Genomic DNA, 26,058 nt, shown 5'->3' with positions numbered 1-26,058 from the left:
AAAAATAAAAAAAATGTGAAGGCAGCCTGCTACATGATGATAAAGGAAAACAGGAGGTTAGTACGTCGTATCATTCCTCTCAACTGCTTAATGGCCTTATATAACTGTGTTTCCACCGTACGGGAAGAAATGCCCATGGCTTCGGATATCTCGCCGGTTTTGAGTCCTTGCTGGTAGCGGAGTTTCACTACTTCCCGGCATTTGGGCGGTAATGCTTCTATGGCCTGCCATACACTGACTTCAAGGTGATCCAGTTCCAACAGGCTTTGCCTGCCGCCATCCGGACTGAAATAGTCCAGTTCTGCCGCCGTGAGTGCCGGCAGCGACGCATTTACATAACGCTGGTGTACTGCCTGGTGTTTAATATAGTCCAGGCAACTATTGTGGATACTACGAAAAAGGTAACTTTTAATATTGGTGGTTATGTGCAGGGTGCCTTTACGGTGTAGTTGTACAAAAACATCCTGCACAATGTCTTCAGCGGTTTCGCGCAATACATACTTGCAGGCGTAAGCAAGGAGAATGGCGTAGCATTCTTTGAATACCAGCTCCAGCCCGGTAACCTCCTGCTGTAATAACGTGGCGGCTTTATGCCCTTCCTCTGCCGGATCTCCCATGGCTTGACGAAATTGTTTTGAAGCAATTGAACCAAGGTAATGATAAAAAAATTAAAATACAATACAGGCATAAGCTGGTGGCTGTGAGGGGCTCCCTGTGATTTTCTTATGCAAAAAAGCGCCCCGCAGCAATTACTGCGGGGCGCTTTCTATTCCATACAATTGCTTGCGCAGTTGAATTATTTTTTAGTTCCTTTTACGCTGAAACCAATTTCAACTTCTTTGCTGATCATCCAGTTTTCAGGGCTACCTTCTGTTTTGTAGCTGATACCCCATGCAGATCTGTCGATCACAAATTTAGCATTAGCGGTAACATCGTTGCCGTTTACTGCGATTTGTGCAGGGAAAGTGATGTTCAGGGTGCTGTCTTTCAGTGTCAGGTTACCGCTGATCAGGTTAGTAGCACCAGGCAACAGGCTTTTCTGTTTAGCGCTATCGTAAGGAGCAACAGCAGTGATAACGAATTTAGCAGATGGATACTTTGCTACATCAAAGAAATCACCGCTTTTCAGGTGACCATCCAGGTCGGTTGACTTTTTACCTGCTTCAGTTACAGCAGCAGGATCAGTAGTCAGGCTGTTCATGTTTACATCAAAGCTACCACCGGTAACAGCACCGTTGTCAACGTTGAGGCTACCATTTGTTACTTTGATTACACCAAAGCGTGGAGCAAAACCACCTTTGTGGGTTGCACGCCATTGTACGGCGCTGGCTACAGTGTCAATTGCATAAGCTGCGCCGGTAGTGGCAGCTGCTTCTTTTTTTTCTTCGGTCTTCGTCTGTTCAGTCGAAGCACCACCGCAGGCTGCCAAGGAAAGCAGCAGGGCTAAAGCTGGTACTGTTTGCTTCATAAATTTCGATTAGCTATTATATATAAGGCAACGAAAGTAGTGATTTTGGCGTATTCAACCATGCAATACATTGAAAAATGTCAATATTATAACAATTCCTTTACACCCCACTCTCACACCATTCCTTATAACATAATTACGGAATCGATCGTGGATACCTGCTTGTAATAAGTAATCACTTCTTCTTCATTCTGCACAGGCACCAGCACCGTAAATGATTTATATTTTCCGCCGGAAGAATTGGTTTCCGTGATCTTTGCCGCTACATCAGCAAACATTGCCTTCAGCTCCGCTATCTTCGCCTCTTCTGCTTTTATAATGAACTTAAAAGTATACTCAGTGGGAAATACGATGGACTGCTGTAACAACGACCGAAAATTTTCATATGGATCTCCGCTCTGGTTGGCATTTACATTTTCTCCTATGGACATATTAATACTATTTATCAAATTTATAGTCTGAATCAACCTGCAAAATACCTCCTTTTTCAACAACATCATTGATAAGACCATTAGCGCTATGGAAAAACCTGTGTAGATGTGCGTACGCGGCGGCTTTAGCTAAGATAATATACTGGCGAGACCTCTTTGCAGTCCCCGCAGTTCTGCCAGCCCTTTGAGCCTGCCAATGGCCGAATAGCCCGGATACGTGGTTTTGGTATGATCATCCAGCAACTGATGGCCATGATCTGGTCTTACCGGCAACGCCACCCTTCTTTCCTTCATCAACAATAACAATGCCCGCACCACGGCCACCATATCCACATCTCCGTTTAAATGGTCCGCTTCAAAAAAGTTACCCTGCTCATCCCGCCGCGTATTGCGCAGGTGCAAAAAGTGAATATGCGCTCCCAGCTCCGCAATGATGCTCATCAAATCATTGTCCGGGCGTACCCCCAGGGAACCGGAACAAAAGCAAAGCCCGTTGGCAGGAGAAGGCACGGAGGCTATTATGTCCCGTAAATCCTGCGCAGTGCTTACAATGCGGGGCAATCCCAATACCGGGTATGGCGGATCATCCGGATGCACGGCCATCTTCAATCCCAGTGATTCCGCTACCGGCACCACCTCTCTTAAAAAATAAAACAGGTGTGCTTTTAACCTGGCGGTATCTATTCCTTTATATGAATCCAATGCCGCAAGAATTTCAGCAGGCGTAAAGCGACCCGTACTTCCCGGCAATCCCAACATCGCATTTTGAAATACGGCTTGTTTTTCTGCATCTGCATGTGTCTCCCACCAATGCTCCGCCGTAGCTATTGCTGCCGGCGTATAATCGTTCTCCGCGAGTGGCCGTTTCAACATAAAAAGATCAAAGGCAATAAACGCCGCGCGCTCAAAGTACAAGGCTTTACCACCGGAGGGCAACGTATAACTAATGTCAGTACGTACCCAATCCATCACGGGCATAAAGTTGTACGTAATCACTTTGATCCCGCAGGCAGCCAGGTTTTGTAAACTTTCTTTGTAATAGGCGATATGCGTTTTATAATCTCCGCTTTGCCGTTTAATATCTTCACTAACGGGTAAACTTTCTACCACAGTCCAACTCATTCCCTCTTTTTCAATCATCGCTTTCCGCTCCTCAATAGCCGCGATGGGCCATACTTCACCCACGGGGATCTGGTGTAGTGCGGTCACCACCCCTTCGCATCCTGCCTGCCGGATGTCGCTTAAACGAACAATATCGTGTGGTCCAAACCAACGCATGGTTTCCTGCATGAACATATTGACTGTTTTATAAAGCATCTTAAAAAGTAAAAATTATCCGCAGGCGTATCTATCGCCTTTGGTTCGTTAGAACGAATATAAGAGAAAACCGGCCTTACGTAACCGATTGCATTTTTTTATTCAAAGAAAGTTGATTTCCTTTGAAGAACAAGCGATCATAAATGTCAGCCGACCGGGAAGTAACTATATACGATATTGCCAAATACCTGAACGTATCTGCAGCCACTGTGAGCAGGGGGTTGAAGAACAATCCCATGATCAGTAAAAGCACCCGCAGGAAAATTGAGGACACGGCACAGTTACTGGGATATCAGTCGAACACCTTTGCCAGCAGCCTGAGAAGCCGGCAGACGAATACACTGGGCGTGCTGGTACCGCGACTGAACAGTCACTTTATGTCGTCTGCCATTGCAGGTATGGAAGATGCAGCCAACCGCCACGGCTACAACCTGATCATCGCCCAGTCGCTCGAGGATGTAGAAAAAGAAAAACGCAATGCGGCCACCATGTTTAATAAGCGGGTAGACGGCCTGCTCATCTCCCTTTCTTCCAACACCCAAACTATCAGGCACCTGGAACCTTTCTTTAAGAAGAAGATACCGGTGGTGTTCTTCGACCGTATTCATCAGCATGATGAAAGCACGGCAGTAGGCATTAATAATTACGAGGCAGCTTATAATATTACCAAACACCTGATCAGCCAGGGATGTACAAAGATCATGCACCTGGGTGGCAACGTGCTGCGGAATGTATACCAGGAAAGGCTCAACGGCTACCAGCAGGCGCTGCGTGATCATCATTTACCTGTAAAAGAAAAATGGCACCTCACCAGTCACCTCTCAGAGCAGGCGGGTACGGATGCCGCCCGGTATATACTGGATTTACCGGTCAATAAGCGCCCCGATGCGGTTTTCTCCGCCAATGACACCGCCGCTGTATATTGTATGCTGGCCCTCAAAGACGCCGGCCTGCGTATCCCGGAAGATATTGCCTTCGCCGGCTTTAATAATGACCCTATCAGCCGGGTGATAGCGCCCAACCTCACCACCGTTGAGTATCCCGGCGAAAGCCTTGGACATACGGCAGCCACCCATCTTATTAATCACCTCAAAGGCATCAGTAACCTCTATAACACCAATGCTATTACGCTCCGCGCCGATCTGGTAATCAGGGACTCTTCTCTCAAAAACAAATTGCAGGAATAAAATTTTTTTGAGATATTTACGCAACCGATTGCGAAAATAAGGCACAAAAAGTGATTTACGGGAAGAGAACACGAGCAGCTGATCACTAAGAACATATAGTCGATACCGTTATTTGCATCCGGGCAACCCGCATCGTCATTCAATAAAATTGTTGCATGAAGAAAACCACGTTATGGCTAGTCTGCCTCTGTTATCTCCTTACTGCCAAAGGAGAAAACGGGTATGACCTGTGGCTCCGGTACACACGGATCACTTCCCCCTCTCTCCTTACCTCCTACCGCCAACAAGCCAACAGCCTTATTATCAGCGGGTCTTCCGCTACCATGCGCATTGTAAAAGAAGAATTAACCAATGGTTTGTCGGGTTTATTGCAGATAACCCCTGCACTCCGGAACACACCATACCGCAACGGCACCATCATTGCCGGCACACCTGCTTCGTCTTTATTGATTCATAACGCCAACATCCGTACGCAGTTGCAACAAGCCGGGGAAGAAGGTTTCGTGATCACCACCACGTTCGTCAACCAGAAAAAATGTATACTCATTGCCGGCAATACTGACCGGGGCGTATTATACGGCGCCTTTCATTTCCTGCGCCTGCTGCAAACAGCACAACCGATTCCCGCACAGCCCCTGGTATCTGCACCAAAGCTGCGCCTGCGTATGCTGAACCACTGGGATAACCCCGACAGAACCGTGGAAAGAGGCTATGCCGGCTTCTCCATCTGGAACTGGCATACCCTGCCCAACTACATCGATCAGCGATATATAGATTATGCACGGGCCAACGCTTCCATTGGCATCAACGGTACCGTGATCACCAACGTGAACGCCAACGCCACCGTACTCACGCCTGCCTACCTGGAAAAAGTAAAAGCCCTGGCAGATGTGCTCCGCCCCTATGGCATCAAAGTATTTCTCACCGCCAGGTTCAGCGCACCTATGAACATCGGTGGCCTCAAAACCGCTGACCCACTGGATCCTGGCGTACAACAATGGTGGAAAGAAAAAATTAAAGAGATCTATTCCTACGTTCCCGACTTCGGTGGCTTCCTCGTAAAAGCTAACAGCGAAGGGCAACCCGGCCCGCAGGACTATCACCGCAGTCATGCCGAAGGCGCTAATATGCTCGCAGATGCCATCGCCCCTTTTCATGGCATCATCATCTGGCGGGCCTTTGTATACAGCCACGAAAACCCGGTAGACCGGCATCAACAGGCGTATAACGACTTTACGCCCCTCGACGGACAATTCCGGCCCAACGTGATGGTACAAGTAAAAAACGGCGCCATCGACTTCATGCCCAGAGAGCCCTTCCATCCGCTGTTTGGCGCTATGCCGCATACGCCGCTGATGATGGAATTCCAGGTAACACAGGAATACCTCGGACAAGGCACGCACCTCGTTTTCCTGGCGCCGCTGTTTAAAGAAACACTAGAGAGCGATACCTATGCCAAAGGAAAAGGCAGCACCGTGGCAAAAATCATTGATGGCAGCCTGGATGCGCATTCACTCACCGGCATGGCCGGCGTAGCCAACATCGGCAACGATATCAACTGGTGCGGACATCCCTTTGCGCAGGCCAACTGGTACGCCCTCGGGCGCCTCGCCTGGGATCACACGCTTTCCAGTGAACAGATTGCGGACGAATGGTTACGCATGACATGGTCTGACAACCCCGCTTTTTTGAAAACAGCATCACGACTGATGCTGGAAAGCAGGGACCTGTTTGTACAGTATGCGAACCCGTTAGGACTGCATCATATCATGGGTACCAGTCACCACTACGGCCCCGCACCCTGGGTGAATAATTTGAGTCGCCCTGAATGGAACCCGGTGTACTACCACAAAGCCGATAGCGCCGGTATCGGCTTCGACCGCACCGCCACGGGCAGTAATGCCCTCGCGCAATACCAAGCAGCGGTACAGCGGCAGTGGGCAGATGTAAATACCTGCGATGAAAAATATCTCTTATGGTTTCATCATGTACCGTGGACATTTAAAATGAAGAGCGGCCGAAACCTGTGGGAGGAGCTTTGCTATCAATACTACACCGGCGCCGCACATGCGGACTCCCTGCAGGCTACGTGGCAATCGCTGCAACCTTATGTAGATAAACAACGGTTTGAACAAGTGCGCATGCTATTGAATATTCAACATAAAGAAGCGCTCTGGTGGCGGAATGCCTGTGTATTATATTTTCAAAGTATTTCCCATATGCCCATTCCGGCATCTTATGAAAAACCGGATCATACCTTGGAATATTATCAACAACTACAATTCCCGTTTGCACCGGGCATTTAAAATAATTATTTAAACTGACGAAGAAAGATGATGCCAGCAACAAAAAGAAAGGTAGCCATTGTTACCGGTGGGGGCTCCGGGCTGGGCCTGGCGATTGCCGAAAAATTTGTGCAGGAAGGTATACAGGTTATCATTGCAGGAAGAAATGAGGAGCGGCTACATGCCGCGCAACAGCAACTGGGGCCGCTTTGCAAGGCCATCACTATAGATGTTACCCATCTTTCTGCCATACCCGCCTTTGTACAATCAATCATCCATCAATATGGCACCATCGATATCCTGGTGAATAATGCCGGCACCAATATGAAAAAAGATTTTACGGCAGTAACAGACGACGAGTTTCAACAGATCATCCTCACGAATCTGACGGCGGTGTTCACGATGAGCCGGGAAGTGGTGAAACAGATGCAACTACAAAAAAGTGGTTGTATCATTCACATCAGCTCTATGGCAGCACAGTACGGCCTGCCCAAGGTAATTGCTTATTCCGCCAGCAAAACAGCCATTGATGGCATGACCAGGGCCATGGCAGTGGAATTGTCGCCCCAGGGCATCCGCGTCAACGCCATTGCACCCGGATTCATCTATTCCGATATGACGGCCAAAGCACTCAACAGTGATCCGGAAAGAAAGGCGAAAGTATTTGGCAGAACCCCTATGGGAACCATGGGACAACCTGTTGATATTGCCGAAGCCGCGTACTTCCTGACCAGCGACGCCGCAAAATTTATCACCGGTGTAGTGCTGCCAGTAGATGGTGGCAACAGCATCGGTTTCTGACGCTACAATTTTACAATAATACGTTATGAAAAAATGGTTCCTTCTTCCCCTCTGCTGTTGCATATTCAGTAAACCTTTTGCCCAGGTGCGGCTTCCCCGGCTGGTGCGCGACAGCATGATCCTGCAGCGGGATGAAAAAGTAAAATTATGGGGCTGGGCATCCGGCAAAGAGAAAGTAACCGTCCGTTTTAACGGCAAGGCCTATACGACAACAGCCGATACCAGTGGCAACTGGTCGCTGTATTTGCCACCCACCAAAGCCGGCGGCCCTTACACGCTCACCATTAACCAGCTTACACTACGCGATATTCTTTTCGGCGATGTATGGTTTTGCAGTGGGCAGTCCAACATGGTACACCAACTGGGCGTCCACGATGTCACCTACGCCCGCGATATCAGCGAAGCCAGCCATCCACAGATCCGGCAATTCCTGGTACCCACGCTTACCAACGTTGCCGGTCCGCAACCCGATTTACCTACCGGCTATTGGAAGCCCGCCGTGCCGGCTGACATACGCACGTTCTCCGCGGTTGCCTGGTTCTTCGCCAGGAAATTATACGAACAATATAAAGTGCCTATCGGCATCATCAATGCCAGCGTAGGCGGTACGCCAATAGAAGCGTGGACCAGTGAAGCCGGACTCAAAAATTTTCCGGCGCAACTGGCGCTCATCGAAAAAAATAAAACGGCTGGTATACCACCCATCACGCCAGCTCCCGCACCACCTGCAGATGCCGGGTTAACAGCCACTCCTGCCTGGTATCAGCCTGATTACACCGCCACCGGCTGGCGCAACATTCACATCCCCGGCTACTGGGAAGACCAGGGACTGAAAGACCTGAACGGCGTGGTATGGTATCGTCGCGAAATCACGCTCCCTTCCACGATGGCCGGCCAGCCAGCCCGCGTCTTCCTGGGACGCATTGTAGATGCAGATGCGCTGTATATTAACGGTCAGCAGGTAGGCAATACTGCCTATCAATATCCGCAACGCCGCTACACCGTACCGGCAGGCCTACTGAAGGCCGGTAAAAACCTGTTGGTGATACGTGTTACCAATACCGCCGGGAAGGGCGGCTTTGTACCGGATAAACCTTATTCCTTGTTTACAGAAAACGATAGTATTGATTTGAAAGGCGACTGGACGTATAAGGTAGGCGTAGCATTCCCACCAGTAGCCAATAAAAGCAACCGCATAGATCCATCACACCAGCCGGCCGCGTTGTATAACGCCATGGTAGCCCCTCTCATCCCATATACCCTCAAAGGAATCTGCTGGTACCAGGGAGAAGCCAATACCGGCCAACCTGCTGCATACACACAATTACTTCCGGCCCTCATCTACGATTGGAGAGCCCAATGGAAGCAGGAACAACTGCCTTTTCTTTACGTACAATTACCCGGCTTCATGGACTATAACTATTGGCCGGTAGAAAGTAACTGGGCACTGCTGAGAGATGCGCAACTGCAGGCGCTCACGGTACCGCATACCGCTATGGCCGTGGCCATTGACCTGGGGGAATGGAACGATATTCATCCGGACAATAAAAAAGATGTAGGTGAACGCCTTGCACTGGCGGCGCAGAAAGTAGCGTACGGGGAACCGGTGGTGTATAGTGGTCCGCTGTACCAGTCGGCCGTAGTAGAAGATCACCATATCATCGTGAGCTTTACGCAAACCGGCAGTGGGCTCATCACCGCGGATGGTGAAGCGCCTGCTACTTTTGAAATTGCGGGCGCCGATAAAAAATTTGTGTGGGCGCAGGCTAAAATAGTAGATAATAAAATAGTGGTATGGAATGACGAAATACCGCATCCTGCCTATGTTCGCTACGCTTTTTCCGACAACCCGGTAAATCCGAATTTGTATAACCGGGAAAAGTTGCCTGCCTCGCCATTCCGGACAGATAAATAGCGTTCGTTGAAAACCAGGTGACAGCAATTATATTTGCATTCCCTCCACCTGCAATGAAGCAGGTGGAGCAACAACCCGGTGATCATGAAAAAGAATGCATTGCTCCTGCTGGCGCTGCTGGCCGCCTTTTCCGCATGTAAAGTAACAGAACGACAAGGTAAAAACGGGTACATCTATACGCAAAGAGCCGGTCGGCAAAATAAGCAGTGGAAGCTGGTATGGCAGGACGATTTTAATGGTCCGGCGCTGGATACCACCAAATGGACCCGTATTCCGCCTAACCATGCTGCCTGGGGCAAACATATGACCAGTGATGATCAATGTTACCGGCTGGATAGCGGGAAGATATACCTCCGCGGCATTAACAATCCGGATACACAAAAAGATCCCCGCCCCTTTCTCACCGGCGGTATCTATACCAAAGGAAAATTTGCGTTTCAATATGGCCGGGTTGAAATACGCGCCAAACTGGAATGTGCCCGGGGGGCATGGCCTGCCATGTGGATGCTGGCGGAAACTGATAAGTACGGCAAATATCCACGGAATGGAGAAATTGATATCATGGAGCACCTGAACTATGAACAACTGATTTATCAAACCACCCATTCCTATTATACGCTGGATCTGAAGCAAACCGCCCATCCACCGCATGGCGGCACCGCTGCCGTAGATCCGCAGTCCTTCAACACCTATGGCATCAGTTGGTATCCTGATCGTATTGTATTTACCGTCAATGGAAAAGATACGTTTACCTATCCCCGTGTGAAAGACGTGGATCCTTCGCAATGGCCGTACGACCAGCCTTTTTATATCCTGATAGATCAGCAACTGGGGGGCGACTGGGTAGGCAAGGTAGATCCTGCCACGTTGCCGGTGCAAATGATTGTGGACTGGGTAAAGGTATACCAGTAAGGCGATTTTCGGGAGTCCCGGATTATGTTTATTTTCGTAAGCTGTCGGCCGCAGATTGGTCGACATAAACATTAAACGAACAGCTATATGGGTAGTGAAAAAGCCATTCTTGCCGGCGGTTGTTTCTGGGGTGTGGAAGAACTGATCCGCCACCGTCCGGGCATACTGCATACCGTGGTGGGATACACCGGCGGCGACGTACCAAATGCCACCTATCGCCATCATGGTACACATGCCGAAGGCATTGAAATTACATTTGATCCGGAAAAGATATCGTACCGCGAACTGCTGGAATATTTCTTCCAGATTCATGACCCTACCACCAGGAACAGGCAGGGCAATGACATCGGGACTTCTTACCGTTCCGCCATTTTTTATCTCAATGAAGCCCAGCAGGCTACTGCGCAGGCTTTAATTGCAGAGATGGAAGCTTCCGGGAAATGGCCGGGAAAAATTGTTACAGAAGTAGTGCCTGCCGGCGATTTCTGGAATGCAGAAGAAGAACACCAGGACTATTTACAGAAGCATCCTCACGGATACACCTGTCATTTTGAACGGCCCAACTGGAAATTAAGCTAAAGGTAGAAAGCATAAAGCAAAAAGCTATTATAGCGAAGGCTTTATGCTTTATACTCCTTAACACCATTTGCCATGAGATATAACGAAATAAAGCCGTGTAAGCCATTAGCTCCTTACATAAAATGCTATTACATCTATGAGTCGGATACAACTGCGGCTTTTGATGACACGGTATTCCCCAGCGGCTGCGTGGAAATTATATTCAATCTTGGTAGCGGACATTGGCAAACAGCTGCTAACAATACGTTTGTGACCACCCCTCCTATTGAATTGTGGGGACAAATTACGCGTCCGCTGGCGATTAAATCCACCGGCCGGAATGTAATGCTGGGCATTCGTTTTTACCCGCATGCTGCCGCTGTGTTTTTGCGGGATCCTGTCGACTTATTTAACAACCAGGTTATAGATTTCCGTGATTGCGGTGATAAGGCAGTGCAGGGCCTGTATGCGCGGCTGCAGGATATAACGTTGTGGGATACACGGATTCAGCTGGTAGAAAACTTCCTGTTGCAACGCCTCGCTATTTCTACCCAGAGCGGTCGTAAAATAGCAGTGGTGAATGACGTAATGCGTGAAATAAGGGGATACGATTTCTTTGATAATATCGACAACGTCGCTTCCCGCTACGGTATTACTTCCCGTTATCTTCAAAAAATATTCCTGCAATATACCGGGCTTACGCCCAAGCTTTACAGCAAGATTCACCGCTTCCAGCACAGCTTGCAGCTCCTGGTCAAAAAAGAGGTGTCGTTAACAGATATTGCTTACGATTGTGGTTATTTCGACCAGTCACATTTCATCCGGGAATTCAAATCATTTACCGGCTATACTCCTTCCGGCTATGCGAAGGAAACTTCTCCCGTTACTTTGGCTTTAGCCAATAATTAATTGTTCCGATTTGTACAATTCGGGCTGTCTTACCTGGAATAATTTTGTGTTGTTAATATTTACATCAGCATACAAATTTATTTCAACATGTCTTCCAATTTTCAACAATTCAAAGCCTTACATCAATCCGGCCAATTACTGATTATCCCTAATGCCTGGGATGCCAAAAGCGCTGCAGGCTTTCAGCAGGCCAACTTTCCTGCAGTAGCTACTTCCAGTGCGGCAGTAGCCGGTGCCCTTGGTTATGAGGATGGCGAAAAAATGCCTTTCAGCGATTATATGTTTGTGATTCAACGGATGTTAGCCGTGTTACAGGTACCATTGTCCGTAGATATAGAAATGGGATATGGCAGCACAAACGAAGCCATATTCAACAATATCCGGCAACTGGCACAACTGGGTGTGGCGGGGATTAACATTGAAGACTCCACCATAGGGCCCAATGGCCGCGTATTAAAAGATGCCAGGGTATTTGCCCAAACCATTGCCTATATCAAACAGCAATTGCAGGAAGCGCATTTATCGTTGTTTGTAAATGTACGTTGCGATACTTTCCTGTTGAACGTTACTGACAAACAATCTGAGACCATAGACCGGTTAAAAATATATGAAAGTAATGGGGCAGATGGTATTTTTCTCCCCTGCATCAGTACGCCGGCAGATATCGCGGTGGCCATCAGTAACACTTCATTGCCATTGAATGTGATGTGTATACCTGGTTTGCCTGATTTTAATGCCCTCCGGCAATTAGGCGTAAGCAGAGCCAGCATGGGACCGTTCCTATTCAGTAAGGCATATGAGCAGGCAGCAACGCTTTCCCGCGAAACGCTGACAGCCAACAGCTTCTCGCCTATTCTCTGACGGGATTTTTTTTTGGCTACAACAACCCGCGTTCCGGCTACAAATACTGTGAAATTTCCCATCACTTTTGTGATACAAAAACACAAACAGATGAAAGTATTTGTAACAGGAGCCAGTGGCTTCATAGGCATGGCTGTAGTGGAAGAATTGCTGGCAGCCGGTCACCAGGTAGTGGGACTGGCACGTTCGGAAGAAGCAGCCTTAAAAATCGCTGCGCTGGGTGCAGTGCCACACCGGGGTGACCTCAACGATACAGACAGCCTGAAATCCGGCGCAGCGGCCGCCGACGGTGTTATTCACCTGGGCTTTATCCATGACTTTAAAAATTTCGCAGCCATGTGTGCAGTGGATGAAAAAGCGATTGAAGCCATGGGTGAAGTGCTGGCAGGAACTAAGCGTCCATTGCTCATTGCTTCCGGCACTGCGATCATTCACAAACAGGGATTGGTGACCGAACATGATCGCATCACACATGAAAATGCGCCTCGTACCGCCTCTGAAAAAGCAGCAGCCCGGCTGGCAGAAAAAGGTGTGCATACGGTTATCATCCGGCTTTCCATTGTACATGGCGAAAACGATCCCGGCTTTATTACGCTGTTAGGCGGTATTGCGAAAGAAAAAGGGAAATCAGCGATGATCCTGGACGGTACCAATGTATGGCCCTCCGTGCATAAACGGGATGCGGCTCACCTGATTCGCCTGGCATTGGAAAAAGAGGTGGATCCCGGTACGTATTATCATGCCGTAGCAGAGCAGGGGGTTCCTTTTAAAAACATTGCTACTGTAATTGGTAAAAAGCTCAACTTACCGGTAGTATCCCTTCAGCCGGAAGAAGTAGCGGACCACTTTACCTGGTTCTCTCACTTTGCCCAATTCAATAACCTGGCTTCCAGCGAATTCACCCAACAAAGTTTAGGCTGGACTCCCCGGCACAGCACGTTGCTGGAAGATATGGAAGCAGACGTCTATTTCCCCGCAAACAAGTAAAACACGTACATTTACCACGCGGCGGCGATACCTCCTGTATTGCCACCGCGTGGTTGATTAACTGATGTTACCATGACTACACCGCTCCACATCAAAACCATATCGGAATATCATGCATTGCGGGGACTGCCCAAACCCAAGCATCCACTTATCAGTGTGATCAATTTCGATGACATGGATCAATCAGGTGAACTGGGTGCACAAAGCCTGATCTTCGATTTTTACAATATCTCTATTAAAAGAGGGATGAACTATAAATACCAGTACGGGCAGCAGGACTATGACTTTGATGAAGGCATCATGTTTTTTATGGCACCCAAACAGGTATTACGGATCGAAAAGAAAGAAGGATATCAAAATCCTTCCGGCTGGATGTTACTGATACACCCTGACTTCCTCTGGAATACGCCGCTGGCAGCGGCCATCAGGCAATACGAATTTTTCGGTTATTCGGTACATGAAGCCCTGTTTCTTTCAGGAGAGGAAGAATTAAAAATCCGGCAGATCATTGATAATATCCAGCAGGAATATCATTCCAACATCGACCGGTTCAGTCAGGGTATTATTATTTCTCAACTGGAAACACTGCTGAATTACTCGGATCGTTTTTATCAACGCCAGTTTATTACCCGGAACAAAGCGAATCACCATGTACTGGAACAGCTGGAAAAACTGCTGGAAGATTACTTCAACGATGCAGCGCTGATCAGCAAAGGATTGCCTACCGTGCAGTATATTTCAGACCAGTTGCATATGTCGCCCACTTACCTGCGTAGCCTGCTCAAAATGCTTACAGGGCAAAATACGCAACAGCTCATTCATCAGAAGGTCATCGACCGTGCCATGGAGAAACTGAGCACCACTGATTTGTCTGTCGGTGAAATTGCCTATGAGCTGGGGTTTGAGCATCCCCAATCTTTCAATAAATTATTTAAACAGAAAACCAGTGTGACCCCGATGGAATTCCGGCAACGATTTAACTAACAGCGGGTTTGTAAAGGTATTTATCTCCTGTAAATTTTCTCCCCATCATACAACGGTTATTACACAATTTTCGATACCTTAACGTCAAAGTATACCTTGTTATGACAACCAAAGAAACGTTTACCCTCCATGGTGAGAACCTGGTAAAAAAAGTAAAAGAACTGATAGCAGAAGGTAATATCCGGAAAATCAGTATTGCAGATAAAGAAGGGAAAGAAATAATGTCTTTTCCACTTACCCTGGGAGTGGTGGGTGTTTTGTTTGCACCCGTACTGGCCGGCGTAGGTGCTGTAGCAGCGCTGATTGGGGAGTGTAGTATTGTGGTGGAGAGAGAAGCGCCGAAGGAGGAACAGCCTGAGGACGGTACTGCTGCTAAATAATATTACATACTGACAGTGGCGCCCGGGTTGGAGCCACTGTCGATATACGTTGCTACTGCTTATCTTTTAGCGCCCGGAAACTCCCGTTAGGCTGAATAGATATCAACCCAATAATATCTCCTTTGTCATCCCTGACAAATTGCACCTTATATCCTTTTATTCCTTTCAGGCTGAACATATCCTTATCAATGGCTTCCAGTATATAAACAGGTTGCCCCGGCACGTCCATCTGCAACTCTTTGGCATCCGATAACCTGATGGTGATGGCGGTACCGGTGATACGGTAAACGCCGGCGAGTTTTGCGTAAGCTGCCGCGTCTATCTCTACTTTAGGCAATTGCTTGTCGAAGATCACCGGATCACCGGACGGATCATACGTGAAACTCAGGCGGTCAATATCTCCCGTAGCATTCATCAAAAACTGCAGGCGCATGTTTGACTTTTCGCTCCTGTCAACCACGGTATCAGCGGCATCGTAGGGAGAATAAATGTTGTAGTCTTCATGATACAGGTGCCAGGTAAAATCCGGCAGTCCTGCAAATAAGGAATCTCCTTTCTGATAGATATTCAGGTCGCCGAAGGCATTATTGCGGAACACACCCGTGAAAGCTTGTATAGGATGGGTGGTTGGATGCGCTTTAAAATTGGGATCTACATAGGGTTTGCTGGTATCTTCTACCGGCTTGCCTTTCTTTTTAGCGGGGGTAGTAACGCCAAAGAGCTGGTCTGATACCGCATTTATTACCCTGGATGGAATCCGGGAATTGCCCTGGTTACTGAGCACCACAATGCCGATACTATCTATAGGATAAAAGGTAGTCAGCGCGGTAAACCCATCTACATTTCCGCCGTGTTCCACGCGGTAATGGCCGCGGTAAGCATACAGCATCCAGCCGAAGCCATAGTTGCCAAATTGTACAAACGGCGTTTCCGGGTTGGGGGCGCTGGCATCCATGATCATTTGCGAGGAAATGGCTTCTTTTACATAATCCGCTGCCAGCACCTCTTTCTGTGCGTACCTGCCGCCATTGACCCAGGTAATAAGCCATTTGGCCATATCTGTGGCGGTGCTGTTGATGGCGCCGGCAGGGCCCATCGCGATGATAGGATGATACTTTTGTAGTTTAATGGTGACAACGCCCTTATTGTTGTTGTCTGTTGTATACCCCAGTGATGGCTCCGGCGCTGCCGCCAGTGCCACGGTACCGATAGACGATTCACTCATGCCCAACGGTTGAAAAATCTGGCTGTTAATATTTTGTTCCCAGGATTGGCCGGTAAGTCGTTCCGCTACCATACCCTGCACCATAAACATGAAGTTGTTATACTGCCAGCGGCTACGTAGTGGCGCGGTAGGTTTCATGTAGTGCATGCGTTGCAGCAGGGTATCGCGGGAACTGGTATTAAAAAAGTACCAGGCCAGGTCGTACCGGGAAAAGCCGGTTCTATGGCACATCATATCGCGCAGGGTTACCTGGTAGTTCAGGGTGGGGTCTGAAAAGTCGAGCGCCGGTAAATAAGTAGTAGCCGGTTTATCAAAATCTACTTTTCCGTCTTTGCGCAAATTGCCCAGCAATGCGCTGGTAAATGCTTTGGTACAGGAGCCAATGGCAAACTGTGTGTGCGGGGTGACCGGCAGTTTACCGGCTACATCGCGATAGCCAAAGCCTTTCGTAAACACGACCTTATTTTTTTCTACCACCGCAATGGCAAAGCCAGCGCCATGTTCCTCTTTCAGGATATCTGACAAGGCGGCGTCTATTTTTTCCAGTTTCTGGGCCGGGGATTGGGCATTGGCCAGGGACATGATACCTACACAACAAAAAGCGCTGAGGCCCGCGCGTACAAAAGAGATGCTCATCGGGTTAGTTATTACCCAATAAGTTTACGGTAAATAAGCGACTTGCACAAGTATGCCCACAGATATTTTGTGATGATGGATCAAATTTGCAATTCCTGTTTTAATACCGGACCTTCGCGCTCCAACTTTAGTACAAACAACGATGGCGATACCCGTAATAAAGAAATTCACTTTCACCACACAGGTGGAAGACCAGGAAATAACGTTTGACATGCACCCGGTAAATATCCGTGAAAAGCAGCTGTACCAGGTGTATGCGCCTTACAATAATGCGCAGCTACGTTTTCACATGCAGGCCAATGATGGCATCAATTTCAAAATTACTGACCGGAATATTTGTCCGCCGGCTTACCTGCAGTTGGAGCAGCAGTTGTCAGATGCGATTGGCCTGAATTAATCTTGTATAAGCGGCGCCTGACGACATACAAAATAAAGACCACTCCGGGTCATTCTGGACATTATAAAAGTGTATCTTTATCAAAAGATTATCCATGAAACACGTTACCATCGTAGTTCCTTCCGGCGACATCAACCTAAGTAGTATTACCGGCTCTTTTGAGATACTGAAGGGTGCTCATGCCTATTGGCAGGCTATGGGGAATCCTCCGCTCATGGAAATACACATCGCCGGATTTGTGAAGGAACTGAAAGTAGATCATGGCTTTTTTTCTGTGCGCCCCAGCCACCTGGGCGACATCCACAAAACCGATTTACTCATTATTCCCTCTGTAGATTACGATGATGAGCTGATACAAAAAAACGGGCCGCTGATTAACTGGATCAAAACGCAATATAAAGGTGGTGCCGAAATTGCCAGCATGTGTTCCGGCGCATTCCTGCTTGCCTCTACCGGCCTGCTGGATGGCAAAAGCTGTGCTACCCACTGGCGGTTATCCGCCAACTTCAGCCAACTGTTTCCCAACGTACAGCTGCAACCGGATCATCTTATTACTGCTGAACAAAGGATATATACTAACGGTGGTGGCTATTCGTTTCTGAACCTGATCCTTTACCTGGTGGAAATATATTTCGACCGGGCGACCGCCATTTACTGCTCAAAAATATTTCAGATTGATATAGAACGTTCTTCCCAGTCGCCTTTCCGGATTTTCCAGGTGCAGAAAAACCATGGCGATGAATTAATTACCCAGGCCCAAACATACATTGAAGAAAACCTGGGAGAAAGAATTTCCTTTGAGCAACTGGCCTCCAAACTGGCCACCAGCCGGCGAAATTTTGACCGGCGATTTATCAAAGCTACCGGTAACACTCCTGTTGAATACCTGCAGCGGGTAAAAGTAGAAGTAGCCAAAAGTACGCTGGAAAAAAGTAATAAAAGCGTCCTGGAAGTAATGATTGATGTGGGCTACTCCGATGAAAAAGCATTCCGGGAAGTATTCAAAAAAATAACCGGCCTATCCCCACTTGACTATAAAGAAAAGTTTCATAAAACAACGGCTGAGATGTCATGCATGTAGCAGATGCTATTGCCCTCATTAAAAACAACGTGATTCCTGCTACCGGCAACTGGGCAGACCTGGGATGTGGCAGCGGATTATTTACCTATGCCCTGGCTCATTACCTGGACACCGGCAGTATTATTTATGCGTTAGACAAAGACAAACCTTCTTTATCGCCCTTACCGAATCCGCACCAGGTTGTTATTCAACCAATGCAAGTGGATTTCGTGAAAGACGACTTACCGGTATCCGCCCTCACTGGCATTCTCATGGCTAACTCCATTCATTATGTAGCCGACAAGCCTGCTTTTATTGAGAGAATAAAACCACATCTGCAGGAGAAAAGCTTCTTTTTAATGGTAGAATATGAAACCACCAGGGCCAATCCATGGGTACCTTACCCGGTGCCCTTTAATGCACTGAAAACACTGTTTCACCAGGCAGGGTTCACGATGGCGGTTAAACTGGGGGAAAGGCCGTCTGTGTATCAGTCAGGCACTATGTATGCAGCGTTGTTCGCTAAAAATGCGCATTCGCGCTGATCGTACCCGGCTTTTTTAAACCGGATGAAGCCACACAAAACCGCCTTCAACGCCGGTAAATATGATGATTACAGGCGTTCCCTTTATAAACATGGCAGTGCTGTAAAGGTGTTTATCTGTTTTACTCTGCTGTGGCAGGATCAATAATGTTAGCTACTTCGTTGATAACGTTGGCCGGGAATCCTCCTTGCTTTGCGTGCTCACGAATCATTTCTTCATTTGGTGCGATATAAACACAATAAATCTTGTCTCCTGTCACATAACTATGTACCCATTGAATTTGCGGGCCCATATTTCTCAGGACGCCACAAGAAGTTTGTGAGATTGCTTTCAATTGCTCTCCTGATAACTTTCCCGCACCGGGAATTTCGCGTTCGATAACATACTTAGGCATAATGTAAGATTTAATTTTTTATACCATGACTGTTAAAACCTGCTTATTACGGGGCTTTTATAGGGGTTGGCGCTTTGGGGGAAGCCAAAGAAGTAGTAGAAAATATATACCCAAAGATAAACAATTATTTGAAAAGACGCCTTCATGCCAGGCAAAGGCTTTTCTGTTTAAACCACCGTCCTGTTAACCTTTTGAAGGGCGGGATCTCCTATCTGCTACTATCTTTCAACATTATCCATTATATTTAACGCCCAATAGCTATTGGATATCAACAGCCATTGGAAATTATATTGGTGTCATTAAGCCAGCCAGGAATATGCGTATAGCTCATCTTATTCTTACATATACAGATCCCGGACAAACGGAAAGGATGATTAATAGACTGTTTCATGAAGATTTTGATTTTTATATCCATGTAGATAAGAAATGTGATATTGGTCCACATTTATTTTTAAAGGAACTCCCCAATGTTTACTTTATCAACAAACGGACAGATGTCAAATGGGCTGGATTCGATACTGTACTGGCCACTTTTGAATGCATTAAAGAGATTGTAGCTACGGGGATTTCATATGACTTTATCAACTTCCTCAGCGGCCAGGACTATCCCATCAAATCAGCATCATTTATCCACGATTTCTTTTTAGGAAACAAGGGGAAGGAATTTTTAAGTTATCGCGATATAGCAAACGACTGGACAGAGGGCATGATTAGAATGGAGCGGTACTATCTTTCCAATTACCAGTTTACCGGGAAATATGCCATCGAATACCTGGTTAATAAAATTTTGCCCAAAAGAAAGCTACCTTATGGGATGCATCCTTATGGCCAGTCGATGTTCTGGATGCTAAGCCCCGAGGCAGCCATGTATGTAGTGAACAAAGTCAGTAATGACCGGACCCTGAAGCGTTTCTTTAAATTTTGTTGGGGTAGCGATGAAGTGGTATTCCAAACCATTCTTTTAAACTCCGCCTATAAAAACCGGATAATTAACAACAATTATCGCTATATTGATTGGTCTGCCGGAGGGTCTAGCCCAAAGATATTAGATGAAGGCGATGCCGAAAATCTTATTCACTCCAGCATGCTGTTCGCGAGAAAATTCGATATCCGGCAGCACCCGCAAATACTTGATATTATTGACAAACATATAGTTTAAATGGCGACCTTAATTGACGTAAAAACATTTAGTGATAGCAGGGGTTCACTCACTGTACTTGATGATATTATTCCTTTTGAAATCAAAAGGCTGTTTTATATATACGGCGTTGACAATTCAGACCGCGGTGGGCACCGGCACCATGAAACCTATCAGGCAGCCATTTGTATTCAGGGTGCCTGTACTGTTACTACCAACAATAATAGGATAAAGGAAGTTTATCACCTGGATTCCCCCGAAAAATGCTTGTTATTACTGCCCGAAGATTGGCATGTGATGCACAATTTCTCTGCAGATGCTATTCTGCTGGTATTAGCCTCTACTGCATTTGATCCTACAGACTATATATATGAGCCATATAATGATCTATGAAGATCTTAAAATACTGAATCGCCCTTTCGAAGAAGCATTTAAAGAGAAGTTCTCCCAGTTCCTGGAGAAAGGTTGGTATATTTTGGGAGAAGAAGTGGCGCTGTTTGAACAGGAATTTGCGAGCTACCACCAGGAACAATATGTTGTTGGAGTAGCTAACGGGCTTGATGCCTTAATACTTTCACTGCAATGTTGCGGCTTTAAGCAGGGCGATGAAGTGATAGTCCCCTCCAACACTTACATTGCCACCATTCTCGCTATTATACAATGTGGTTTGGTACCGGTACTGGCAGAACCGGATGCCCGTACCTATAACATAGATCCCGTATCCATACGCGCTGCCATCACTCCTAAAACAGTAGCCATTATCGTAGTTCATTTGTACGGCCAATGCTGTGATATGGATCCTATAATGGACATTACCAGGGAGCATGGACTAAAGTTAATCGAAGATTGTGCCCAGGCACATGGTGCCACCTATAAAAATAAGCTGGCCGGAACTTTTGGTGATTTCGGAGCCTTTAGCTTCTATCCTACCAAAAACCTGGGCGCCCTTGGTGATGCAGGCGCTGTTATCTGTAAATCAGCCGAGGACTATTTGACGCTTAAAAAACTCAGGAACTACGGATCAGAGAAAAAATACTACAATAGCATCGTTGGACACAATTCCAGGCTCGATGAACTCCAGGCCGCCTTTCTGCGGGTTAAACTCCCACACCTTAATGAAATCAATGCACATAAAAGAAAGCTGGCAGCGATTTACACCGCCAAATTAAGCGAGGCATTTATTAAGCCGGCAGTGCATCCCGATTACTATCACGTTTATCACATCTATAATATCCTGCACCCCGAGCGGGACAGGCTGAAAAAATACCTCGCCGGAAATGGTATCGGTAGTGAAATACATTACCCGGTAGCGCCTGCAGATCAATTAGCACTAAAGGGGCATCTTACCCGGTATGATTATCCAATTGCAGCCAATATCCACCAGGCTACTTTAAGCCTCCCCTGCTCCTTTATTCATACCGAAGAAGATATTTTACATGTGATAGACGTGTTGAATGCCTTCCGGTAAAACAACTGAGCTTTTTTAACGGTATAAGTGAGTTTGTGTGAAATTTATTATATTACGATAATAACGGGATGTAGCGCAGCCCGGTAGCGCGCTTCGTTCGGGACGAAGAGGCCGCTGGTTCGAATCCAGTCATCCCGACAGATATACAAATGGGAATAAATGGGACTGAATAGGTTCATTTATTCCCACTTTTGTGTTGAGGGGTTTGACTGTTTTAAGCTTTATTGGATTTGACCCGTTCCAGAATTGCCAGCCTCATATGCTGATTTCACCTCGGTTTTTGGGTAAATTGTTGCTATATTTGATGCTCCATCAGCCCCATATCAAACAAAACAATTTCATTACATAAAAATAGTGTTGATACTTTAAGTTCTGATTAAAAAATAGACATGAGCGAAGCCAAAGAAAAGTACACTCAAACTGAATCTTTCAGATTTACGATTGATGACCTGAAAAGAAAAGCTGCTCTTGAGAATATTCAGTTAACCAATAATGATATTTGTAATGTAGTCGCTATATCAGAAGCTGATTTTGACAATTTCTATGAAAAGGACAGCGCACCCGAAGACATTTTTTCCCGCTTGCGGAAGTACTATGGCCCTTTCATGACTATGAGATTTTACAATATTTCTATTGAAATCGAAATTGAAGATCCTTTTGACACAGAAGATGAGGAGGAGTAAAATCCCCGCTGCTGAAGTTCTATAAGCAATAGCAGGATAGTGGATTTGTAATAATATGCATTCAATTGTTATTAGTGTAAACAGATTTGAACAGTATTCTTTAATTCCCTTACAAAGAAAGGCCAATCGTTAAAACGGTTCAGATATCTCCACTTCGGTACAAAAAGTATCAAATTGGGCCAAATCTTACATTAAAAGGATCGAACTCAGTCCAGTCATCCCGACTAAAGAGAAGAAGCCTACTCATCTCTGAGTAGGCTTCTTCTTTGAGTAACGCATCAGAGATGTAGATTGAATGTACCTGAAAGTGTAGTGGTGTCGTACAGGTTGTCTGTTCGCGGATTTCTATTAACAGTACTTGTGAAGTTACCTCGCATAATTCCCCTTTTCATATCCAGTTCATCTACGGTAATAGTTCCTGGCCCATAAATGCCCCAAGTCGCCAGATAGCTTTGTGAGGAGGGAATTTTAAAACCGCAGGTATATATTTTGAAGGTGCCGGTAGTTTCCCCAGGGTAGGTAACAAAGATATCAGTATGAAGCACGGTAACGCCGGTAATCCGACGGCCCAGATATGGATCAATCATGAAAAGAATAGCTAGGCTGTCGGTCTTGTCTGTTAATGTATAGGTCTTGCCGTCTACGTTAACAATCAGCTCTCCCTTTGTATATTTTGTGAGCCAGGCACATACTTCTACATCAGGCATAGTGGTAGTAGTCCCTTTATAGGGATTGAAAGTCTTGTAAGCTGTTATCTGCTGGCTGAGGGAATCATATATTTTAAATTGATAGCTGTCAGATCGATTACCGCACATGGGAAGGTCGAACGAGTATTTACCATTCTTTATGGGATAAGAATACTCCAGGGTATTGGTTTTTATAATAATGGCACCTTTTTCCATTGGTGTCATCTCACAACTGAATGCCTTTCCCTCCACCCGGCTTTGATTGGTACTTGATGCTTCTATTTCCAATACTTTCCAGGTATTTTGTGTAACGGGTTGCATTGTCCTGGAGGTATAAATACTATTGCATTCATCTTTAAGCACCATAGACCACATAGTATTATAGGGCAGATAAGCAGATAGTTCCCCGGTATTATTAGTATATATATTGAGGGGCCATGCACGGCTAGCATCCTGTGATTGTATCATGATAACCACTTGTCGAAACGGCAGGGGATTCTCTTTTTTATCTACCAATTTTAGATGTACAAATACAGCCGGTGACTGTTCTGCAATACAAAAAAAACCGCTTACGGATGCATTGTAAAGATATTGATTGCCGGTTCGTTTAACCTTTCCTCCTTCTTTCCATAGAGCTTCTTTTATATCATATACCCAAACAGTAGCTTCATCCGGTGCAATGCGTTGGGCATCGTTGGGAATCGTTACTTTGACGCCAACCATTTTACCGGGAGCTATTTGATAGCGACCGTCAGGCTCTTCTTGGGGAAAAAAACCTGCAAGGAGATATGGACTCAATACCACCATTTTTCCATCCTTATTAATACCACGCAGATCTCCAGGCTGAAATTTCTCCAACTCTGCAGCTTTATTACCAACTACAAATGTGTTGATATTAAATCTCGCGTCAGATGAAGATTGGTTCTTTAACCAGCTACCTGCATCATATTGAATGGCGAAATCAGGTTGTGATGGGTCATTAAATGAATGACCCGATGTCGAAATATTCCAAACTTTATATCGCTGAAAGATGATTCTTTTTATGAAGTGCGTACGGCCCTGTTGCATGAGCACTGGAGCAGATAGGGGTATCCCGGATATTGAATAGTTCAGGATCGTGGCGTCTTCAGGCATTTGATCACTGCTAACGCTAAAGAAACCAAAGTCATTTGTTGCACGCTTAGTAGAGATGCTTTCTCCAAAGCCATCCAGATAATATTGCAGTATGAAAGGATCCCATTCTTCGAAACGGATATTGCCGGTTAAAGTGGCATTTACCCTCTTATTTCGCAAAGGAACGGGTGCTTCTATCGAGTCTGTAGAAGCTGAAGGGGTGTTTGTGTGTTGCTTTCGCTCGCACCCGGTTAACAAAAAATACATGATAAATAACGCTGCCGCGGCAGGAAAGCACCTTAACATAAGATAGAGATAGATTTATATAAAAATAAGCGAAATATTGCTGATATATAATGAATACCTGAAATTTTTAAAACGCGTTACCTATCACAAGAGAATTATCGCTGGTAATACCAGGGAAGGACTATATCCTAACCCTAAATCATCACATGAAGTTATTTTGGGCTTAACTGAATTTAACTAAAGGATAGTCATTGGGGCTATCCTTAAAAGGCTCAATTATACTTACGTGTGCACAGAAAGTGTCAATTAGACCAAATCCTCAATAAAAAGGTTCGAACTCGGTCCAGTCATCCCGACTTAAAAAATCAAATAGGCTGCCTCAAAAATCTGAGACAGCCTATTTTAACTTAGTACAGTAGTTCAATATAGGATCCATTACACCTTCAAAATACTTTTGACACCCCTTCTTCCCTCTCAGCAATTTCCCGGTAAGAGAAACATCAGTTTCGGACAGAACGATTCTTCTTAGAAGCGCCAGACTGCCCCGGAGAGTGCATTTTACCAATCCCAAATACCATTTACAATTTATTTACAAAGGTTACCTTATTATTTACAATCCAGATTTCCTGCCTGAAAAGCAGGAAGTTAATTTCGTTGAAATCAATTTTATAAGCTATGAAAAATAAAAAAAATGCCTTAGACAGATCTGGTTTACCAGGAAACAGATCTCTGTCAATTAAACCTGCAAAAAAAATGAAAAAAGCTATCTACCTGCTGATGGTACCACTTATCGTGGTAAGCGGACTGGTATTTGCTAATCGCGAAATCAAAAATGACACTTCTAAAAACCCAACGCCAAAGCCACTCTCTGCTGCTGAAATAAAAGCCGAAAGGGAAAAATGGCTGGCTACCCCTGAGGGTATGAAATACGAAAAATGGGAAGCGTCTCCCGAAGGTAAAAAAGTGTTTGCCGGGGAAGCGAAAATAAGGAAAAACATAAGTGATTTTACCAACATGGAGGCAGTGGTAACTTCTCTTTCTCTTCCGGCAGGATCACGATTAGGTTTTGGAATAATGGTCAGGATTAATGGTGACGATTATATTCTCAGTTTTGGGCCGGAAAAATCTGACAAGAGTTTTTGGAGCTTTAACAATGAATTTCGGCAACTGCACGATCTAAAAGTTAACGACAACATCATTATAAGAAGCCACCATTTATCGCACGCGCCTAAGTATTCATATCCAATAGTATCAGGCGACTATGTAGAACGGGATAGTAAAATAATTTATAAACGCCCCCCTCATAAAGGCGGCTGCTGAGTAAATAAATTATGAAATACGCACACAACTAAATGATGAAGCCCTTCCTGGTGAAGGGCTTCATCATTTAGATAGTTCTCGGTGATTACAACTTAGTCAAATACAATAATAGTGTGGTCCGAGTCCTGTTAAAATACCCGCAGGTGCAAGTT

26 protein-coding genes and 1 tRNA gene are annotated in these 26,058 nt (G+C 46.0%); 20 read left to right on the top strand and 7 right to left on the bottom strand.

The genetic code is table 11. From position 1 onward, the window contains the following. Positions 1-29: 29 nt before the first annotated feature. From J7623_RS16820 to uxuA, 4 genes are all read right to left on the bottom strand, one after another. Entirely contained in the window at positions 30-617 is a 588-nt protein-coding gene (locus tag J7623_RS16820; RefSeq protein ID WP_291922434.1) for an RNA polymerase sigma-70 factor, read from the bottom strand. A gap of 179 nt (positions 618-796) precedes the next feature. Beyond that, complete coding sequence (locus J7623_RS16815) at positions 797-1,468, bottom strand: YceI family protein (RefSeq protein ID WP_291922433.1); 672 nt, start codon at positions 1,466-1,468, stop codon at positions 797-799. Positions 1,469-1,593: 125 nt separating this feature from the next. After that, complete coding sequence (locus J7623_RS16810) at positions 1,594-1,899, bottom strand: DUF493 domain-containing protein (RefSeq protein ID WP_291922432.1); 306 nt, start codon at positions 1,897-1,899, stop codon at positions 1,594-1,596. Between the two features lie 129 nt (positions 1,900-2,028). Beyond that, positions 2,029-3,195, bottom strand: coding sequence for a mannonate dehydratase (gene uxuA, locus J7623_RS16805; RefSeq protein ID WP_291922431.1), 1,167 nt, complete (start codon positions 3,193-3,195; stop codon positions 2,029-2,031). Between the two features lie 164 nt (positions 3,196-3,359). Here uxuA and J7623_RS16800 point away from each other — a divergent pair, with 164 nt between their 5' ends. The 11 genes from J7623_RS16800 to J7623_RS16750 all read left to right on the top strand — a co-directional run bounded on the left by J7623_RS16800 (position 3,360) and on the right by J7623_RS16750 (position 14,995). Beyond that, positions 3,360-4,403: a LacI family DNA-binding transcriptional regulator gene (locus J7623_RS16800; RefSeq protein WP_291922430.1), complete on the top strand. Its 1,044-nt coding sequence runs from the start codon at positions 3,360-3,362 to the stop codon at positions 4,401-4,403. Between the two features lie 155 nt (positions 4,404-4,558). Beyond that, on the top strand, positions 4,559-6,709 hold the full coding sequence (locus tag J7623_RS16795) for an alpha-glucuronidase family glycosyl hydrolase (RefSeq protein ID WP_291922429.1): 2,151 nt from the start codon (positions 4,559-4,561) through the stop codon (positions 6,707-6,709). A gap of 27 nt (positions 6,710-6,736) precedes the next feature. Next, positions 6,737-7,489 carry an SDR family oxidoreductase gene (locus J7623_RS16790; RefSeq protein WP_291922428.1) on the top strand — a complete coding sequence of 251 codons (753 nt, stop codon included), beginning with the start codon at positions 6,737-6,739 and terminating at the stop codon, positions 7,487-7,489. 25 nt (positions 7,490-7,514) lie between these two features. Next, a complete protein-coding gene (locus J7623_RS16785; RefSeq protein ID WP_291922427.1) occupies positions 7,515-9,404 on the top strand; it encodes a sialate O-acetylesterase in 1,890 nt (629 codons plus the stop codon). A gap of 84 nt (positions 9,405-9,488) precedes the next feature. After that, positions 9,489-10,316 carry a glycoside hydrolase family 16 protein gene (locus J7623_RS16780; protein ID WP_291922426.1) on the top strand — a complete coding sequence of 276 codons (828 nt, stop codon included), beginning with the start codon at positions 9,489-9,491 and terminating at the stop codon, positions 10,314-10,316. Positions 10,317-10,403: 87 nt separating this feature from the next. Then, the gene (gene msrA / locus J7623_RS16775; RefSeq protein ID WP_291922425.1) at positions 10,404-10,895 is read left to right on the top strand and encodes a peptide-methionine (S)-S-oxide reductase MsrA; all 492 of its coding nucleotides are present in this window, start codon (positions 10,404-10,406) and stop codon (positions 10,893-10,895) included. Between the two features lie 72 nt (positions 10,896-10,967). Then, positions 10,968-11,783, top strand: a complete 816-nt coding sequence (locus tag J7623_RS16770; protein ID WP_291922424.1) for a helix-turn-helix transcriptional regulator — start codon at positions 10,968-10,970, stop codon at positions 11,781-11,783. An 87-nt stretch (positions 11,784-11,870) separates the two neighbouring features. Further along, the gene (locus J7623_RS16765) at positions 11,871-12,644 is read left to right on the top strand and encodes an isocitrate lyase/phosphoenolpyruvate mutase family protein (protein WP_291922423.1); all 774 of its coding nucleotides are present in this window, start codon (positions 11,871-11,873) and stop codon (positions 12,642-12,644) included. Positions 12,645-12,734: 90 nt separating this feature from the next. Further along, positions 12,735-13,631, top strand: coding sequence for an SDR family oxidoreductase (locus tag J7623_RS16760; RefSeq protein ID WP_291922422.1), 897 nt, complete (start codon positions 12,735-12,737; stop codon positions 13,629-13,631). A gap of 72 nt (positions 13,632-13,703) precedes the next feature. Continuing rightward, the gene (locus J7623_RS16755) at positions 13,704-14,615 is read left to right on the top strand and encodes a helix-turn-helix transcriptional regulator (RefSeq protein WP_291922421.1); all 912 of its coding nucleotides are present in this window, start codon (positions 13,704-13,706) and stop codon (positions 14,613-14,615) included. Positions 14,616-14,716: 101 nt separating this feature from the next. After that, complete coding sequence (locus J7623_RS16750; RefSeq protein WP_291922420.1) at positions 14,717-14,995, top strand: DUF4342 domain-containing protein; 279 nt, start codon at positions 14,717-14,719, stop codon at positions 14,993-14,995. 52 nt (positions 14,996-15,047) lie between these two features. On the opposite strand, the gene J7623_RS16745 is transcribed toward J7623_RS16750, so the two are convergent. Continuing rightward, positions 15,048-16,856: a serine hydrolase gene (locus J7623_RS16745; protein WP_291922419.1), complete on the bottom strand. Its 1,809-nt coding sequence runs from the start codon at positions 16,854-16,856 to the stop codon at positions 15,048-15,050. A gap of 142 nt (positions 16,857-16,998) precedes the next feature. Here J7623_RS16745 and J7623_RS16740 point away from each other — a divergent pair, with 142 nt between their 5' ends. The 3 genes from J7623_RS16740 (at position 16,999) to J7623_RS16730 (ending at position 18,858) form a co-directional block, all read left to right on the top strand. After that, complete coding sequence (locus J7623_RS16740) at positions 16,999-17,253, top strand: hypothetical protein (protein WP_291922418.1); 255 nt, start codon at positions 16,999-17,001, stop codon at positions 17,251-17,253. 94 nt (positions 17,254-17,347) lie between these two features. Beyond that, positions 17,348-18,334 carry a helix-turn-helix domain-containing protein gene (locus J7623_RS16735; RefSeq protein ID WP_291922416.1) on the top strand — a complete coding sequence of 329 codons (987 nt, stop codon included), beginning with the start codon at positions 17,348-17,350 and terminating at the stop codon, positions 18,332-18,334. Further along, positions 18,325-18,858 carry a class I SAM-dependent methyltransferase gene (locus tag J7623_RS16730; protein ID WP_291922414.1) on the top strand — a complete coding sequence of 178 codons (534 nt, stop codon included), beginning with the start codon at positions 18,325-18,327 and terminating at the stop codon, positions 18,856-18,858. The genes J7623_RS16735 and J7623_RS16730 overlap by 10 nt, the downstream gene beginning before the upstream one ends. Before the next feature lie 121 nt (positions 18,859-18,979). Here the strand turns inward: J7623_RS16730 and J7623_RS16725 are convergent, their stop codons facing one another. Next, positions 18,980-19,252 (bottom strand): DUF4242 domain-containing protein, encoded by a 273-nt coding sequence (locus J7623_RS16725; RefSeq protein ID WP_291922412.1) that lies wholly within the window; start codon positions 19,250-19,252, stop codon positions 18,980-18,982. Positions 19,253-19,568: 316 nt separating this feature from the next. On the opposite strand from J7623_RS16725, the gene J7623_RS16720 reads away from it, so the two are divergent. The 5 genes from J7623_RS16720 (at position 19,569) to J7623_RS16700 (ending at position 22,541) form a co-directional block, all read left to right on the top strand. Further along, positions 19,569-20,411 (top strand): beta-1,6-N-acetylglucosaminyltransferase, encoded by an 843-nt coding sequence (locus J7623_RS16720; protein ID WP_291922410.1) that lies wholly within the window; start codon positions 19,569-19,571, stop codon positions 20,409-20,411. Then, entirely contained in the window at positions 20,412-20,783 is a 372-nt protein-coding gene (locus J7623_RS16715; protein ID WP_291922408.1) for an FdtA/QdtA family cupin domain-containing protein, read from the top strand. Continuing rightward, a complete protein-coding gene (locus tag J7623_RS16710) occupies positions 20,761-21,858 on the top strand; it encodes a DegT/DnrJ/EryC1/StrS family aminotransferase (protein WP_291922406.1) in 1,098 nt (365 codons plus the stop codon). Before J7623_RS16715 ends, J7623_RS16710 begins: the two co-directional genes overlap by 23 nt. 64 nt (positions 21,859-21,922) lie before the next feature. Then, positions 21,923-21,996: transfer RNA gene (locus J7623_RS16705), tRNA-Pro, on the top strand. A 251-nt stretch (positions 21,997-22,247) separates the two neighbouring features. Next, a complete protein-coding gene (locus J7623_RS16700; protein ID WP_291922404.1) occupies positions 22,248-22,541 on the top strand; it encodes a hypothetical protein in 294 nt (97 codons plus the stop codon). A gap of 278 nt (positions 22,542-22,819) precedes the next feature. On the opposite strand, the gene J7623_RS16695 is transcribed toward J7623_RS16700, so the two are convergent. Further along, complete coding sequence (locus J7623_RS16695; RefSeq protein ID WP_291922403.1) at positions 22,820-24,646, bottom strand: hypothetical protein; 1,827 nt, start codon at positions 24,644-24,646, stop codon at positions 22,820-22,822. Between the two features lie 615 nt (positions 24,647-25,261). Between J7623_RS16695 and J7623_RS16690 the strand changes: the two genes are divergently transcribed. Continuing rightward, positions 25,262-25,906 (top strand): hypothetical protein, encoded by a 645-nt coding sequence (locus J7623_RS16690; protein WP_291922401.1) that lies wholly within the window; start codon positions 25,262-25,264, stop codon positions 25,904-25,906. Positions 25,907-26,058: the final 152 nt, after the last annotated feature.

The sequence above is a fragment of the Chitinophaga sp. genome (assembly GCF_017745275.1).
Classification (GTDB): Bacteria; Bacteroidota; Bacteroidia; order Chitinophagales; family Chitinophagaceae; genus Chitinophaga.
Note: the sequence above shows the minus strand (reverse complement) of the source record. Positions and strands in the feature narration are given on the sequence as shown.